The following is a 15,234-nucleotide window of genomic DNA, read 5'->3' as shown; positions in this document are numbered from 1 at the left end:
TATTGATGCTTTTAGCCTCCCTGAGTCACGGCCGGGGCCGCTTTGCGGAAGGCTAATGCTGTGTCTAAGTCTCCCACGACTCTTTCGCTGATGCGGTGTTTGCGGAATATACGACGCCGTTGCCCTGTTTACATCTGTAATGGCGGCCTGAGTTGAGGCTGGCCAAGAAACATTTGAAGCGAGGGAAGGCCGTAGTGCAAACACTGATCCAAGCTGCACCCGTGAAGCAGGGTCTGAGCATAGACTCAGGAGTGATGAACATTTCCGAGCCTGAGCAAACCACTAACTCCGAGCCCGCATCCACCACTCTAAGTGCCGTGGGTAGTACAGATGTGGCTGAAGTTGATGTTGCCAACGAGAGCGCTGATGCCAGGCGGGCGCGCTTTGAACGCGATGCCATGGTGTACGTGGACCAACTGTATTCAGCCGCCATGCGTATGGCCCGCAACCCCAGTGATGCTGAGGATCTGGTCCAAGAGGCGTACACGAAAGCATTTTCTGCTTTTCACCAGTACAAACCGGGTACAAACCTAAAAGCATGGCTGTACAGGATCCTCACCAACACCTACATCAACCTGTACCGCAAGCGGCAGCGCGAGCCGCTGCAATCGAATTCGGACAGTGTTGAAGATTGGCAATTGGCACGAGCCGAGTCACACACTTCGCGGGGGCTCCGTTCGGCAGAGGCCGATGCGCTGGATCATCTGCCGGACTCGGACGTGAAAAAAGCCTTACAGGCGATCCCTGAGGAATTCCGGCTGGCAGTTTATTTTGCCGATGTTGAAGGCTTCGCCTACAAGGAAATCTCAGAAATCATGAACACCCCCATCGGTACAGTGATGTCTCGCTTGCACAGGGGGCGGAAACTTTTGCGTGAAATGTTGGCCGACTATGCCGTGGAACGCGGATATGTCAAAGGAACCAACCAAATGACTGAAACGGAGAATTAACCATGGGCGACTGCCAAAGCCTGGGCGATTGCGACGACGAACGCATCGTGCGGATTTATGAATACCTTGACGGAGCGTTGTCCTGTGATGACCTCAGCGAGATCAAAGACCATCTTGACGGGTGTTCTGACTGCTCGCAGGAGTATGACCTTGAGTGCGTCATTCGCTCAGTTGTGAAGCGCTCCTGTAAAGAAGCTGCCCCTGAGACTCTTAAAGCTGCAATCCTTGCCCGCCTGCACGAAGGCAAGCTGCACGAAGGTAGGCCGCACGAAGGTAAGCCGGCCCAGGTTTAGCTAATACCGGCGGAAGGTTCCTGAATGTCTAGTTTGGGCTCTGCCGGGCGCATGGAAATCGTACTGTATTGACTTGCGGACCTGCCCGTCACACGACGGTGCAGGGAACCGCCAATCAGGTGCGCCTGGACCTTTGCCATCTCAGCCTTTTCGCCAATGAAGAGATCATCCACCGTGTTGGTCCACAATTGCAGCCACCGGTTGAAATGTTCAAGTGTGAGCGGTTCTTTGGCATGAATGTCAAAGTGGATTGCCAGTGCATTGCGCTTGTAAAGGCCCGCTTTGAACAGCACTGTTGTCCAGAAGTCGGCCATGATGGGCATATGCCGGGCTAGATCCATGTGAACAACATCCGTGAAGATGTAACCTATCAGCTCATCTGAGAAAGCTCTGGTGTAGAAGGTCTCTACAAGGAGCAAGGCGTCGGCCCTGTCCGTGATATCTCTGCGGGTATGGCCCAGTCCCGGATTGTTAGAGGGTTTTGGGTGCGCCGGGTTGTAAGCGTCGAGGTTTGAGGCCGTTCGGCCTGTATTCAAAGCAGGGTTATTCATGGTTTTCTAGCCCGCCACGGCCAAGATAATCAGTATCCCTGCCATGGGTAGGGAAACCGTTTTGAGGAATTCCAAGCCAATGTACGCAATGTGTGTCAGGGTAGCAACTTTGGCCTTTACGGCTGTAGTTCCCGTATGTGTCAAAGCCGTATCTGCCAGTGCACTTGTGCGCTTGTTCATGGCTGGCCGGAGAACTAACACCTGCAAAGTCAGGGCCAGTACCGCCAGAATAATGAAAATACCGGCAGGAACGCTCACGAGCTCTTGTTCTTGTGTCCAGGCACATAATAAAACAACCATCAGAGCCACCTCGATGAGATTCAGCACCTTAAACACCAACCGGCCAATGCCTACGCCTAAGGCATGAGTCATCCCAGGTGCCCGGAATTTAAGCGGTGTTTCAATGAAGGATATGCCGGTGATCAGGCCAAACCAGACGAATGGCACCATAGCGAGTAAAACGAGGGCGAGCATTTCTGAGCTTTCTACCGGCTGGGACTTTTCTGACAAGTCCACCTTATCTTTGAAACAGTTTTTTCCTTGTTTAATAAACTGCTTGTTTGCTCACATCACAATTGACGGCACTTCCGGGTTAGCGGCCATAATGTGTGTATGCAAAGTGGCTTTTGACCAGTAATCATATGGGATGCAGGGCCTTGTACATGCTTTGAAAGCATGTATGGTGACAGTTCCCAAGAACCACCCCCGTTGTGGTGTATGTGCTCAGAAGCTTGTGAAGAACGGTTCGACCAGTGCAGGTAAAACCCGGTGGCGGTGTAAATCCTGTGGTGCTTCCAGTACTCAATCCAGGGTTGATATGAGCAAGAAAGCAGAGTTCGCCGCTTTCCAGTCATGGATCACTGGCAAGACCCGTCAGGACGCCCATGCCAGCTCATCACGGACCTTTCGGAGACAGAGTGCTTGGTGTTGGAACGTGGCCCCACAAGCCCCTGTGACCGGGGAAATTCACCCGGTGCTCATGCTCGATGGAACGTACTTCAACGGCTGGTGCGTGCTCATTGCTTACACCGGTGATCACGTTGTTGGCTGGCAGTGGTGCGATCGGGAAAAACATGCTTCCTGGTCAGCGTTACTCAAGCAACTCCCGGCCCCTGCCATGGTCGTCATCGACGGGCACAAAGGCCTCGAGAGTGCGTTGGGTCAGCACTGGCCAGAAACAAGAGTGCAGCGGTGTTTGTTTCATATTCAACAGAACATCCGTACCCACCTCACGATGCGTCCGAAACTCGATGCTGGCAAGGAATTACTGGCCCTAGCGAAGGCTTTAACACCGATCCAGTCCCTGGATCAAGCCGCTGTGTGGGTCGGTGAGTTCGCGTCCTGGGAAGCACGCTGGGAGAAGTTCTTGAAGGACCGCACCTACGCGAAGAAGAACGGTGAAAGGCCCTCACACGTGCGGGCAAACCAGAACTGGTGGTTCACGCATCTTCGTCTGCGCCAAGCCCGTGGAACACTAGCCACAGTCCTGCAGAACGATCATCTGTTTACTTGGCTCACCCACGCCACCGAAGACCAGAAACTCCCTAGGACAACGAGCCCGCTCGAGGGTGGGATCAATGCTGGCTTGAAGCACCTTCTTCGGGACCATCGAGGTCTTAGCGATGATCATGCCAAACGAGCCGTGGACTGGTACCTCTACCACCACACCGAGGCCCCTAAAGATCCCTGGGACCTAGTGAAGGCCCACCACTGGCAACCAAAAAAGAAGAAACGACAAATGGTTCACGAGCCCATCGGCCCTGCCCTCTACGACACAGCCTTCAGCCCAGAAGACGGCAATGGAATTCAACAAGGATGGGGCGGAAGAAGCCACTGACACGCCCGGGCTGTACACACATTTTGGCCGCTAACCCGCAATGGAATTCAACAAGGATGGGGCGGAAGAAGCCACTGACACGCCCGGGCTGTACACACATTTTGGCCGCTAACCCGCACTTCCGGGCAGACTAGTGGGCGCACTGCCGAGAGGCCAAACAAAAAGCCCGCTCCACCAAGTAGTGGAACGAGCATTTGTTTTTTTAGTCAAGAATTAAGCGTTGGGACGCTTACCGTGGTTAGCGGCGCTACCCTTACGATCCCGACGCTTACGTGAACGCTTGGACATAGTAGTCTCCAATCATCTAGAAGATCTTTAAAAACGATCCTCACCAAGTTTCGCATATGTGGCGCAGACACACCTAACCGAGAAGGTAGTTGATGGTGAGCGCTACAGCCGGTTTGGCACTTTAAACCGCTTCAGGCAGATCAAGCCACTGGTACCAGCCACGGTGCAGTACCAGCCAGGCCATGAGCCCGTAGCCGGCCTGGCCGGGGGAGCCGGCGTTGGCCGCTACATCGTTACGCCACTGTTCGTGATTTTGCAAAGGGGCAAAAGTGTCAACGTAGTGGTGCTTGCGCCGCGTTGTGACGTCGGCAAAGGCGGCGTTGAGGTCTGCCAGCTTGCGGTTCAACACAGGATCAAGTGAGGGTGGCGGGCCCACCACAAACACAGGGATGTTCAGCTGCGTAGCTCCGTCAAGAATGTTCGCCAAGTTCAGCCGGGACCGTGCCGTGGACAAGCCGTACTCAATGTCCCGTCCGGACAGACCTATGACAAGACGGTTCTCATGGAAGTCATCAAAACGTCTGCCTGCTTCATGCAGCCACCGGCCAGCCAACGCTTCGGTGCCCTCCCGCGGGGCCGCCAACACAAAGGATTCGATCAAGACTGAGTCGGCAGGGGTTCTGGCAAGGACACGTCCAAGCCAGCCCAGGGCGCGAGGATCGCCCACACCTGCAACCAACTCATCCCCTACAGCCACTATTCGCAGTTCCCGCTTCTCCACGGCGCCCCTCTTCTTATTGCATAAATTTGGAATACAAATAACTGATGCCCGGTCTGATCGCGCAGACCGGGCATCACTATTGTTTTAGCTACGTTCAAACGCCTGTTTGACAAGCATCGTCAACTCGACTGCGTGGTTCTTAGCCGAACCCGTTGCAGTTGCGGCCGAAGCCGGACGCGAGACAAGGCTTAGCTTCTTCTCTAGCATGGGAGCCAAGTTCAAACCCATGAACGGCCACGGACCCTGGTTGGCTGGCTCATCCTGAGCCCAAACAACGTCAGCGTTGGGGTACTTGGCAAGTTCTGCCTTGATTTCTTCCAAGGGCAACGGGTACAGCTGCTCTACGCGGATGATGGCAAGCTTGTCATCCCCTGCCTTATCCCGTGCCGCCAGCAGGTCGTAATACAAACGTCCCGAGACCAGAAGAACACGGTCCACTGCGTTGTTATCCAACGCGGCGTGCTCACCTATCACCGTGCGGAAGCCGCCCTGGGTGAAGTCTTCAACCGAGGAAGCTGCTGCCTTCAGACGCAACAGTTGCTTGGGCGTGAAAATAATCAACGGCTTGTGTGGGCGGCGGTATGCTTGACGCCGCAGCAAGTGGAAGTGCGATGCCGGCGTGGTTGGGTTGGCCACGATCATGTTCTCTTCGGCGCACATTTGCATGAAGCGTTCAATACGGGCGGAGGAGTGGTCCGGGCCTTGGCCTTCATAGCCGTGCGGCAACATCAAGACCAAGGACGAACGCTGTCCCCATTTCTGCTCGGCTGAGGAGATGAACTCGTCAATAACGGTTTGGGCGCCATTGACAAAGTCACCAAACTGGGCTTCCCATACGACAAGCGCATCCGGTCGTTCAACCGAGTAACCGTATTCGAACGCCATGGCGGCATATTCGCTGAGCAATGAATCATAGATCCACAGTTTGCCCTGATCCTCGGAGAGATCCCTGAGTGGGGTCCACACCTTGCCGGTGGCGCGGTCGTGGAACACTGCGTGGCGCTGCACGAAGGTGCCGCGGCGGGAATCCTGTCCGGCCATGCGGACAGGGACACCCTCCATGAGGAGGGAGCCAAACGCTGCGAGTTCACCAAAGCCCCAGTCAATGTTGCCCTCGCGGGACATGGTTTCCCGCTTTTCCAGCAGTGGTTTGAGCTTGTTGTGGATCTCGAAACCTTCAGGAACAGCAAGGTGCACTGCTCCGATTCGGGCCAGCGTGTCCTTACTGATGGCGGTGACCGCCGGATCGTTCGCTGCCGTATCGGCTTGCTGGGCGGAGGGACGTTCCAGATCAGAAATGGACTGTGAATCCTTGGTGATGATCGGGATCGGAGAAGTTTGGGCGGCGTGGGTTTCAGCGAACACGCGTTCAAGGCGTTCCTGGTAGTCACGCAGTAACTGTGTGGCTTCCTCTTCGGTGATGTCACCGCGGCCAATCAAGGCTTCGGTGTACAGGCGGCGCACTGAGCGCTTAGCTTCGATGAGGTTGTACATCAGCGGCTGAGTCATGGAAGGATCATCACCCTCGTTGTGCCCGCGGCGGCGGTAGCAAACCATGTCAATGACAACGTCCTTGCGGAAGCGTTGCTGGAATTGGTAGGCCAACTGGGCTGCGCGAACCACAGCCTCAGGGTCGTCGCCGTTGACGTGGAAAACAGGTGCCTGGATCATCTTTGCCACATCGGTTGAGTACACCGAAGAGCGTGATGATGACGGCGCGGTGGTGAAACCGACTTGGTTATTCACAACTACGTGAATGGTTCCGCCTGTGCGGTAACCGCGCAGTTGGGACAGGTTCAGTGTCTCAGCAACTACACCCTGACCGGCGAAGGCAGCGTCGCCGTGGATCATGATGGGCAGAACCGGGAAACTCTCACCCTGATCCAGGCGATCCTGTTTTGCCCGAACAATACCTTCCAGGACACCATCTACGGCTTCCAGATGTGAAGGGTTTGCGGCCAAGTAAACCTTGGTCTCATTGCCGGCGTCGGAGGTGAATGTTCCTTCAGTACCCAAGTGGTACTTGACGTCACCGGAGCCTTGAACGCTGCGAGAATCTTGTGTGCCTTCGAACTCACGGAAAACCTGTGCATAGGTCTTTCCTGCGATGTTGGTCAGCACGTTCAAACGGCCACGGTGCGCCATACCTATGGCGACTTCATCCATTCCGTCATCAGCAGCATCGGAAATGATGGAGTCCAGAAGCGGAATCAATGACTCGCCGCCCTCCAGGGAAAAACGCTTCTGACCCACAAACTTCGTCTGCAGGAACGTCTCAAACGCTTCGGCTGAGTTCAGCTTGGAGACAATGCGCAATTGCTCTTCGCGGCTGGGCTTGGAGTAGGGGTGCTCAAGCTCATTCTGGAACCACTCGCGCTGCTCCGGCTCCTGGATGTGCATGTATTCAACACCTGTGGTGCGGCAGTAAGCGTCACGAAGGACTCCGAGGATGTCTCGCAGCAACAATTTTGCTTTGCCGCCGAATCCACCGGTGGGCCATTCGCGGTCTAGGTCCCAGAGTGTCAGACCGTAGCTGAGTACGTCGAGGTCGTGGTGCTTGCGCTGAACGTATTCCAACGGGTCGGTATCAGCCATCAAGTGGCCACGCACGCGGTAAGAGTGGATCAGCTGCTGGATGCGGGCAACCTTGTTGATCTGGTCTGCGGGGTCAACCTGCAGGTCAACGCTCCAACGAACAGGCTCGTAAGGGATGCGCAGTGATTCAAAGATCTCATCATAGAAGTTCTCGGCACCGAGCAGGAGCTGGTGTATCTTCTTGAGGAACTCACCGGACCCGGCACCCTGGATGACGCGGTGGTCATACGTGGAGGTCAGCGTCAGAATTTTCGAAACAGCGTTCCGAGCAATGATTTTGGCGCTGGAGCCCTGGTACTCGGCAGGGTAGTCAAGGGATCCGACGCCGATGATGGCTGCCTGGCCCTTGGATAGCCGAGGCACTGAGTGAACAGTACCGATGCCACCGGGGTTGGTGAGCGAGACGGTGGTGCCTGAGTGGTCATCAGCTGTGAGTTTTCCGGCGCGGGCGCGCTTGATCAGATCCTCATAGGTGTGCCAGAAACCAGCAAAGCTCAATGTCTCAGCTTTTTTGATATTCGGGACAATCAAAGAACGTGTGCCGTCCGGCTTTGGCATATCGATTGCAATACCAAAGTTCACATGCGGAGGTTGGACAGCTACGGGCTTGCCATCAATCTCATCGTAAGAAACGTTCATTGACGGGAACGCAGCCAATGCCTTGATGACAGCGAAGCCGATCAAGTGTGTAAAGGAGACCTTGCCGCCGCGAGAGCGGCCCAGGTTGGAGTTAATGACAACCCGGTTGTCGATCAAGAGCTTCGCCGGAATGGCGCGCACGCTTGTGGCTGTGGGTACTTCCAAACTGGTGACCATGTTGGCCGCGATGGCCTTAGCTGCACCACGCAAAACAGTCTTAACAGACTCTTCCGGGACGGACTTGTCCTTGGCGGTCTTGGGCAACTGAGCCGGGATGGGTGTGCTGCCAGTGCGTGCGGCATCCTTGGCAGGTGCCGGTGGACGCGAAGCCGTGGGTGCCTTGGGTGGGGACGGCGGTGCTGCCGGTGCGGCGGGAGTTGGCGCCGGGGTGGTACTGGGAATTGGAGTGCTTGGAGCCGAGGCGCTTGAAACCGGTGTACCGGTAGCGCCAGCAGGTGCGTCCGGGGCAGTCTTTGCGCCGACTACCGGAATTTGGGCCGTTACCGGGGTGGAACTCTTGGCGGTGTGGCGCCCGTTGCCGGCTGCGTCATCAGCGGCGAAACCTTCAAAAAGTGGCCACCACTTTGTGTCCACGGAATTCTTATCGCTCTTGTAGCGCTCATACAGTTCATCGACGAGCCACTCGTTGCCGCCAAATTCTTCGGGTAGACGGTGGATGGATTGCTCTGGCACGTGTATTACGCCTCTTCCATGAGTTCTTGTTGCCCGCTGAACAAGGTTGCAAAAAACTAGCGACACCCGAATCTGGCGGATGCTGACTGCGCAACCCTGCGTAGCCTATTCGAAAGTGGGTGGGGTCCAACAAACCCTATCCGCGTGTAAGTCTAGTAAGCATGGTGGCCTGTAGGCCAATCTACGCCGCGGCGCGTCTCTTAGATAAGAAAAAAGGTGCAAATTTTTGCGGTGAACGGTATCGCTTCGTGGCTAGACTCTTACGCGGGCGCCCTGTTTGCGCCCCGTCAGCCGCTGCCGGCACTCAGCAGGGGCCCTTTTTCCCAGGGAGTGTCATGCGTTTTCTTAACCAGCCTGCAACAGAGTTGACCTATTCAGACGTGTTTTTGATTCCGTCGCGTTCCACCGTAACCTCGCGTTTGGATGTTGACCTTGCCAGTGGCGATGGTACTGGCACCACTATTCCGTTGGTGGTGGCTAACATGACGGCTGTCGCTGGGAAGCGAATGGCCGAGACCATTGCCCGGCGCGGCGGGATGGCCATTTTGCCCCAGGACGTTCCCTTGGAAGTGCTTGAAAGTGTTAGTGCTTGGGTGAAGACGCGAGACGCTTTATTTGAAACGCCGCTGGTCATGACAGCCGGAGACATTGTTATTGATGCCGTGCACCTGATGAGTAAACGGGCCCACAATGCGGTGGTGATTGTTGATGGTCTTGATTTTGTTGGTGTTGTGCGTGGCGTTGACTGCGAGGGTGTGGACAGGTTCTCCTCTCTGTCTTCGGTGATGCGTTCAAACGTACTGACGCTGGACGCTGCACCGTTCGATGAGATCCGGGCGCATGCGGATGCCGGCGATCTTGATTTCGCTGCCGCGAAATCGCTCACTGATGAGGCGTTGCGTGAAGCATTTGCTGTGTTGGATGCGGCGGGAACAGACTACGCGCCAGTTTTGCGCGCGTCGCAGGTTGTTGGTGTGCTGACCCGAAGCGGTGCCCTGCGCTCAACCATCTATCAACCGGCACTGGACGCATCAGGGAGGTTGCGGTTGGGCATGGCCGTGGGTATCAACGGTGACGTTTCAGCAAAAGCCGCTGCCCTGCTCGAATATGGGGTCGATGCGCTGGTTGTGGACACGGCCCATGGGCATCAGGAAAAGATGATGGACGCTGTGCGCGCCGTGCGTGCGCTCTCACCTGCTGTGCCCGTGGCGGCTGGCAACGTGGTGAGCGCCGCCGGGGTACGCGATCTGGTCGAGGCGGGAGCGGACATCATCAAAGTAGGTGTTGGGCCCGGTGCCATGTGCACCACGCGGATGATGACGGCGGTTGGCCGGCCCCAGTTTTCGGCTGTGCTGGAATGCTCCACGGCGGCTGCCGGGCTGGGGGCTCATGTCTGGGCCGACGGCGGCGTACGGTATCCGCGGGACGTTGCCCTGGCGTTGGCTGCGGGGGCCAGTCAAGTCATGATCGGGTCTTGGTTTGCCGGTACCTATGAGAGTCCTGGTGACCTGCAGGTAGATGCGGGTGGCCGCCAGTACAAGGAGAGCTTTGGTATGGCTTCTGCACGGGCCGTGCAAAACAGAACATCCCGTGAAGGGGCGTTTGAGCGGGCCCGCAAGGGATTGTTTGAGGAAGGCATCTCCACTTCGAAAATGTATCTGGACCCCGCCCGTCCCGGCGTGGAGGATTTGTTGGATATGATCACCGCCGGTCTGCGCAGCTCCTTTACTTACGCAGGAGCCGCCTCGCTGGCGCAGTTTAGGGAGCGTGCCATTGTGGGGGTGCAGTCCGCCGCCGGTTATGAAGAAGGACGGCCGCTGCCACAGAGCTGGTAGACTCGCCGGCCGTTAGTGTTGGTGCAATCTCAACCCGTGGCGTCGCAGTGACAGCCAGGCATTCCGGCAAGAGCCGGGGTTAACGTGATCTGCATCAACATTTGATATAAAAGTGACTATGGATACCTCGGAGTCTGCTGTTAAAACTGTTGCCGTAAAGCCCCAAGTTGTTGTCATGGGAGTCTCCGGCTCCGGCAAAAGTACGATTGGCGCCTTGGTTGCGGACGCCATGAACATTCCCTTCCTAGATGGCGACTCGCTGCACCCCATCGCCAACATTAAAAAGATGGCCGACGGGGCCGCTCTGACCGATGAAGATCGGTGGCCGTGGCTGGAAATTGTCGGGGACGAATTGGCGCAGGCTTCTGCCAAAGGAGTGGTGATCGCTTGCTCTGCCTTGAAGCGCCGGTACCGCGACGTGATCCGCGCCAAGGCGCCAGAAACAATTTTCCTGCATTTAAATGGCTCCTTGGACGTCTTAAGCTCCAGGCTCGAGGGCCGCTCAGGCCACTTCATGCCACCGGCCCTGCTGGTTTCCCAACTCGCTGCGCTTGAACCGTTGGAAGCAGATGAAAATTCTGTTGTCATTGACATTTCCGCCAGCGTCACGGCGATTCTTGCGCAGGCGCAGGCGGATATCAGGCAAGTTTTGGCCCAGTGATTCGGAGGTATCTCTTGTGGTGAAGGCTAACTCTGTGGTGAAGGACGACGACGAGCATGCCGTCAGTACTGACGAGGAGTTAAGCGTGGGTCAAGTTGCCCAACGTGGCGCAGTTAGTGTGTCTGCCTTGCACTTCTATGAGCGGCAAGGACTGATCTTCAGCACAAGAACGACCGGAAATCAACGTCGCTTTCGACGATCGGTGCTGCGACGTGTCGCAGTCATCAGGGCCGCCCAGCGGGCAGGCATCCCGCTTTCCTTAGTTGCGGCCGTTTTTGAAGAATTACCGCATCAAGGAGTACCTTCTCAGGCTGATTGGCAGCGCCTGTCCGAGCACTGGCAAGGCGAACTTGATGCCCGCATTGCCGCCTTGGAAAAATTGCGTGGAAGTTTGGGTGGCTGCATAGGGTGCGGCTGCCTGTCATTAGCGGAATGCCGTTTCGTGAACCCGGAAGACCACGTTGCGCAGAAGGGACCAGGCGCCCGCGCCTTCGATCCCACGTTCGGCCATGAAACACCAGAGCCGCCTCGACTCTAGCGTCCGGCTGCGCGTCCAGACCGGCTGCGCGTCCAGACCGGCTGCGGCCAGACCCATTGCAGACCAGTATGGGTGTGATGGGCGTCATGGCAACCCGGCTTGACCTTAACTAAGGTTGAGGTTCTATCCTCGAATGAGGATCTTGCCTTTTCGGCTGGACACGGTGAGAGGATTTTAATCAATCATGACTGTGCAAGCACAGAGAGTCCCTGTAGTAGCCACGTTTGTGGAGAGCGTGGACTCCACGGTTCTTACACACACCCGAGATTTGGCACATGATTTCAAAGCTGCTTTTGGCGGCCACCCTGCCGGAGTTTCTATTATCACGGCCGATTCTCTGACCGGCCCCGTAGGGATCACTGCTTCATCGGTGGCCTCGGTGTCCGCGGAACCTCCGCTGCTGGCCTTCTCCCTCGCTGCCGCCAAGGGTTCCGCGGCTGCTCTTGCCGTAGCGGACACAGTGGTGGTCCACCTCTTGACATCCGATGACTTGGAACTCGCGAAAACCTTTGCAAATTCTGCTGCCGAGCGTTTCGGCGAAGCAATGGCGTGGTCCACTCTGGCAACCGGAGAGCCCTTGCTCTTGCACGGCGGATACGCGCTGCGCTGTAAAGTTCTGAGCCGCACACCTGCCGGAGGATCATTATTGTTGGCGGCGGAAGTGGTGGAGATCATCGCACCGGAAAACACTGGCACACCCATTGTTTACCACAGCCGCACCTTCCATGCGTTGGGGCAGCACAGCCTCCTGCCCGGGTACTAACGCCTTGCACCTGTCAACGGATAGGCAAGATATTCACGGCAGGTAAGTAATACTCAAGGCTGGCAAGATAGTCACGGCGGGTAAATACGGCTAAGAAGAAGTACGCCGTATCCTCACTGCAATTTCCCAGCTGCTGTTCATGCACGCTTCATGCCAGCTTTTGCTGAGGAGGCGGGGTGCTGAGGTAGACTTGAAATCCTATGAAAAGTAAATCTAGGGGCCGGCGCAACGGCTTGCAGAGCATCGAAATTGCTTCCTGTAACCGCGTTGACAATGCCGGCACCCCCCGCACCAGTGACCACAGTTCAGAGACGCCGGCAGCAACTCCGGCCGCGGTCGGCCCCAGCGCCGACCACCCTCCGCCGGCGGCCAACCCCCGCCTTCGCGCAGTAGCGCAGCTCGCGTTAGGCAACGCGATCTCTCGGGGGGAGCTGTAAATGGAATGGATACTTTTGGCAGCAGGTCTGCTGCTGATCCTTGGCACCGGATTCTTCGTTGCCGTTGAATTTTCCCTTGTGGCCCTTGATCAATCAACTGTCCAGCGCGCCGTCAATAGCGGCGATAAGGCAGCCCAGCCTCTTCTGCACTGTTTGAAATCGCTGTCCACGCAACTTTCCAGTTGCCAGTTGGGTATTACCTTGACCACCCTGCTGACTGGTTTCCTCATGGAACCCTCCTTGGGCGTCTTGTTGGCTGGACCTTTGGGCGCAGTTGGCGTTCCGGAGCCGGCAATTACTGGCGTTGCCCTTGCCCTTGCCATGCTGATTGCCACGCTTTTGTCGATGCTGATTGGCGAGCTTGTCCCAAAGAACATGGCCATTGCCAAGTCTCTTGAAATTGGCAAGCTAGTTGCCAGGCCTCAGCTGGTTTTCACTGCCATCTTCAAACCGGCAATCGTGGTTTTGAATGGCTTCTCCAACAAGGTCTTGAACCTCTTTGGAATGGAGGCCAAGGAAGAAATTTCAGGCGCACGATCTCCTGCCGAACTTGCCTCCTTGGTCCGCCGCTCGGCAGCTATGGGAACACTGGATGTGGGAACGGCAACTTTTATAGCCCGTACCTTGAGCTTTTCCCAGCGCACAGCCGCTGATGTCATGACCCCTCGCATGCGGGTTGAAACTATTGAAAGTACCAAATCAGTTGATGAGATCATTGACGTCGCCAGGCGCACCGGATACTCCAGATTTCCCGTCATCGGGGAGTCAGCTGATCAGATCCTCGGTGTTGTGCACCTGAAAAAGGCTGTCTCGATTCCATTCCACAAAAGATCAGACATTGAAGTGGGCGCCATCATGACTGATGTTTTGCGCGTCCCCGAAACCGTGCATCTTGACGCACTGATCCTTGAACTGCGTGAAGGAAACCTGCAGATGGCTGTTGTGCAGGATGAATACGGCGGCACGGCCGGGGTCACCACACTTGAGGATCTAGTGGAGGAGATTGTTGGGGAAGTTTCCGATGAACACGACAGGGTCAAACCCGGGATTCTTTTGGCGGCCGACGGCACGTGGTTCTTCCCAGGGCTTATGCGTCCGGATGAGGTCTCCGAACGTATTGGCCCGCTCACCGTCCCTGATGAGGCCGGCTATGAAACTGTTGCCGGCTTCATGATGGCTGAGCTGGGCCGCATCGCCACTGTTGGTGACACCGTGGCAGTAGAAGGTGGACTGTTGGTGGTTGACAGGGTGGAACGACGCCGGATAGATAGGATCCGTTTTATTGCGGCGCCTTCCCCCGATGCGAACGAAGTAGACGGCTCGGCCGGAGCAGGTGATTCCCTGTGAACCCCTGGGTAGGAATTCTCTGGCTCATAGTGCTGTTGTTCGGCAATGCTTTCTTTGTGGCAGCTGAATTTGCTGTCATGACAGCCCGGCGCAGCCAGATTGAGCCGCTGGCGGATGCCGGCTCCAAACGTGCCAAAGTCACCCTGGGTGCTATGGAAAACGTCTCCCTCATGCTGGCCTGTTCACAATTGGGTATCACTGTGTGTTCCCTCTTGATTCTGAACGTCTCCGAGCCTGCCATTCATCACCTGTTGGCTGCTCCACTGCATACAGTGGGCGTGGCGGATAACGTGGCCAGCCCCGTCGCTTTTGTCATCACGTTGGCTTTGGTGACCTTTTTGCACGTGACCTTTGGGGAGATGGTTCCCAAAAATATGAGCGTGTCAGCGGCGGACAAGGCAGCACTTTTGTTGGCTCCACCACTGGTGCTTATCAGCAAGGTGGTGCGCCCCGTTATTGTGGCTTTGAACTGGACCGCGAACCATATAGTGCGGTTGTTTGGCATTGTTCCCCAAGATGAGGTCTCCTCCAGCTTTACTTTGGAAGAGGTGCAGTCAATTGTGCAAGAATCGACGCGAACCGGGCTGGTAGATGACCAGACGGGGCTCATCACCGGCGCCCTTGAGTTCTCCTCTCAAACTGCGCGCGGCATCATGGTTCCACTGACAGATTTGGTGACCCTGCCTGCCGCCGCTACCCCCGTCGATTTTGAGCACAAGGTTGGCAAGACCGGGTTCTCGCGGTTCGTCTTTACGGATGCAGAAGGGGCCTTGCTGGGATACCTGCACTTGAAAGACGTGCTGCGGATTCCGGTTGAACGGTATCAAATGCCGATCGGCGAAGCCCGCGTACGCTCCATGGTGAACTTGCAATCCAATGAAGAAATTGAGGATGTGCTGGCAACCATGCAGCGCACCGGTTCTCATATGGCACGGGTTATTGACGAGCACGAGCAAACCATGGGTGTCTTGTTCCTGGAGGACGTCATTGAGCAGCTGGTCGGTGAGATCCGTGATGCCACGCAGACCCATATTCAGGAGCGCAGAAAAGCTTGATGCGAATGATTCCTAATATGCGCTATGCTAA

At 56.3% G+C, this 15,234-nt stretch carries 14 protein-coding genes; 10 read left to right on the top strand and 4 right to left on the bottom strand.

Annotation, left to right across the window (positions count from 1 at the left end):
* The first annotated feature begins 194 nt into the window (after nucleotides 1–194).
* Together AAFM46_RS11760 and rsrA are read left to right on the top strand one after the other, a co-directional pair.
* A complete protein-coding gene (locus AAFM46_RS11760) occupies nucleotides 195–950 on the top strand; it encodes a sigma-70 family RNA polymerase sigma factor (protein WP_343317956.1) in 756 nt (251 codons plus the stop codon).
* Between the two features lie 2 nt (nucleotides 951–952).
* Complete coding sequence (gene rsrA, locus AAFM46_RS11755; RefSeq protein WP_283528296.1) at nucleotides 953–1,243, top strand: mycothiol system anti-sigma-R factor; 291 nt, start codon at nucleotides 953–955, stop codon at nucleotides 1,241–1,243.
* Here rsrA and AAFM46_RS11750 read toward each other — a convergent pair.
* Both AAFM46_RS11750 and AAFM46_RS11745 read right to left on the bottom strand, forming a co-directional pair.
* Complete coding sequence (locus AAFM46_RS11750) at nucleotides 1,240–1,794, bottom strand: group III truncated hemoglobin (protein ID WP_343317954.1); 555 nt, start codon at nucleotides 1,792–1,794, stop codon at nucleotides 1,240–1,242. The two genes, rsrA and AAFM46_RS11750, sit on opposite strands and share 4 nt — an antisense overlap.
* Before the next feature lie 6 nt (nucleotides 1,795–1,800).
* Nucleotides 1,801–2,304 (bottom strand): hypothetical protein, encoded by a 504-nt coding sequence (locus AAFM46_RS11745; RefSeq protein WP_283528292.1) that lies wholly within the window; start codon nucleotides 2,302–2,304, stop codon nucleotides 1,801–1,803.
* Between the two features lie 172 nt (nucleotides 2,305–2,476).
* On the opposite strand from AAFM46_RS11745, the gene AAFM46_RS11740 reads away from it, so the two are divergent.
* Nucleotides 2,477–3,631 (top strand): IS1249 family transposase, encoded by a 1,155-nt coding sequence (locus tag AAFM46_RS11740; RefSeq protein WP_343320440.1) that lies wholly within the window; start codon nucleotides 2,477–2,479, stop codon nucleotides 3,629–3,631.
* 409 nt (nucleotides 3,632–4,040) lie between these two features.
* On the opposite strand, the gene AAFM46_RS11735 is transcribed toward AAFM46_RS11740, so the two are convergent.
* Together AAFM46_RS11735 and AAFM46_RS11730 are read right to left on the bottom strand one after the other, a co-directional pair.
* Nucleotides 4,041–4,640: a GDSL-type esterase/lipase family protein gene (locus AAFM46_RS11735; RefSeq protein ID WP_283528290.1), complete on the bottom strand. Its 600-nt coding sequence runs from the start codon at nucleotides 4,638–4,640 to the stop codon at nucleotides 4,041–4,043.
* Between the two features lie 84 nt (nucleotides 4,641–4,724).
* Complete coding sequence (locus tag AAFM46_RS11730) at nucleotides 4,725–8,567, bottom strand: multifunctional oxoglutarate decarboxylase/oxoglutarate dehydrogenase thiamine pyrophosphate-binding subunit/dihydrolipoyllysine-residue succinyltransferase subunit (RefSeq protein WP_283528288.1); 3,843 nt, start codon at nucleotides 8,565–8,567, stop codon at nucleotides 4,725–4,727.
* A gap of 335 nt (nucleotides 8,568–8,902) precedes the next feature.
* Between AAFM46_RS11730 and AAFM46_RS11725 the strand changes: the two genes are divergently transcribed.
* From AAFM46_RS11725 to AAFM46_RS11695, 7 genes are all read left to right on the top strand, one after another.
* Nucleotides 8,903–10,402 carry a GuaB1 family IMP dehydrogenase-related protein gene (locus tag AAFM46_RS11725; protein ID WP_343317952.1) on the top strand — a complete coding sequence of 500 codons (1,500 nt, stop codon included), beginning with the start codon at nucleotides 8,903–8,905 and terminating at the stop codon, nucleotides 10,400–10,402.
* Nucleotides 10,403–10,520: 118 nt separating this feature from the next.
* Entirely contained in the window at nucleotides 10,521–11,063 is a 543-nt protein-coding gene (locus AAFM46_RS11720) for a gluconokinase (RefSeq protein ID WP_283528284.1), read from the top strand.
* Nucleotides 11,064–11,079: 16 nt separating this feature from the next.
* Nucleotides 11,080–11,601, top strand: a complete 522-nt coding sequence (soxR, locus tag AAFM46_RS11715; protein ID WP_343317951.1) for a redox-sensitive transcriptional activator SoxR — start codon at nucleotides 11,080–11,082, stop codon at nucleotides 11,599–11,601.
* Nucleotides 11,602–11,785: 184 nt separating this feature from the next.
* Nucleotides 11,786–12,364 carry a flavin reductase family protein gene (locus tag AAFM46_RS11710; protein WP_343317950.1) on the top strand — a complete coding sequence of 193 codons (579 nt, stop codon included), beginning with the start codon at nucleotides 11,786–11,788 and terminating at the stop codon, nucleotides 12,362–12,364.
* Nucleotides 12,365–12,564: 200 nt separating this feature from the next.
* On the top strand, nucleotides 12,565–12,801 hold the full coding sequence (locus AAFM46_RS11705; protein ID WP_343317949.1) for a hypothetical protein: 237 nt from the start codon (nucleotides 12,565–12,567) through the stop codon (nucleotides 12,799–12,801).
* Entirely contained in the window at nucleotides 12,802–14,148 is a 1,347-nt protein-coding gene (locus AAFM46_RS11700) for a hemolysin family protein (RefSeq protein ID WP_343317947.1), read from the top strand.
* Complete coding sequence (locus AAFM46_RS11695; RefSeq protein ID WP_343317946.1) at nucleotides 14,145–15,203, top strand: hemolysin family protein; 1,059 nt, start codon at nucleotides 14,145–14,147, stop codon at nucleotides 15,201–15,203. The genes AAFM46_RS11700 and AAFM46_RS11695 overlap by 4 nt, the downstream gene beginning before the upstream one ends.
* Nucleotides 15,204–15,234 lie beyond the last annotated feature (31 nt).

The organism is Arthrobacter sp. TMP15, assembly GCF_039529835.1.
GTDB lineage: Bacteria > Actinomycetota > Actinomycetes > Actinomycetales > Micrococcaceae > Specibacter.
Note: the sequence above shows the minus strand (reverse complement) of the source record. Positions and strands in the feature narration are given on the sequence as shown.

Bases quoted from the DNA above. Each gene is read 5' to 3' on its own strand.
- AAFM46_RS11725 (WP_343317952.1), top strand. From the start codon at position 8,903: ATGCGTTTTCTTAACCAGCCTGCAACAGAGTTGACCTATTCAGACGTG.
- AAFM46_RS11705 (WP_343317949.1), top strand. From the start codon at position 12,565: ATGAAAAGTAAATCTAGGGGCCGGCGCAACGGCTTGCAGAGCATCGAA.
- AAFM46_RS11700 (WP_343317947.1), top strand. From the start codon at position 12,802: ATGGAATGGATACTTTTGGCAGCAGGTCTGCTGCTGATCCTTGGCACC.
- AAFM46_RS11750 (WP_343317954.1), bottom strand. From the start codon at position 1,794: ATGAATAACCCTGCTTTGAATACAGGCCGAACGGCCTCAAACCTCGAC.
- AAFM46_RS11710 (WP_343317950.1), top strand. From the start codon at position 11,786: ATGACTGTGCAAGCACAGAGAGTCCCTGTAGTAGCCACGTTTGTGGAG.
- rsrA (WP_283528296.1), top strand. From the start codon at position 953: ATGGGCGACTGCCAAAGCCTGGGCGATTGCGACGACGAACGCATCGTG.
- AAFM46_RS11720 (WP_283528284.1), top strand. From the start codon at position 10,521: ATGGATACCTCGGAGTCTGCTGTTAAAACTGTTGCCGTAAAGCCCCAA.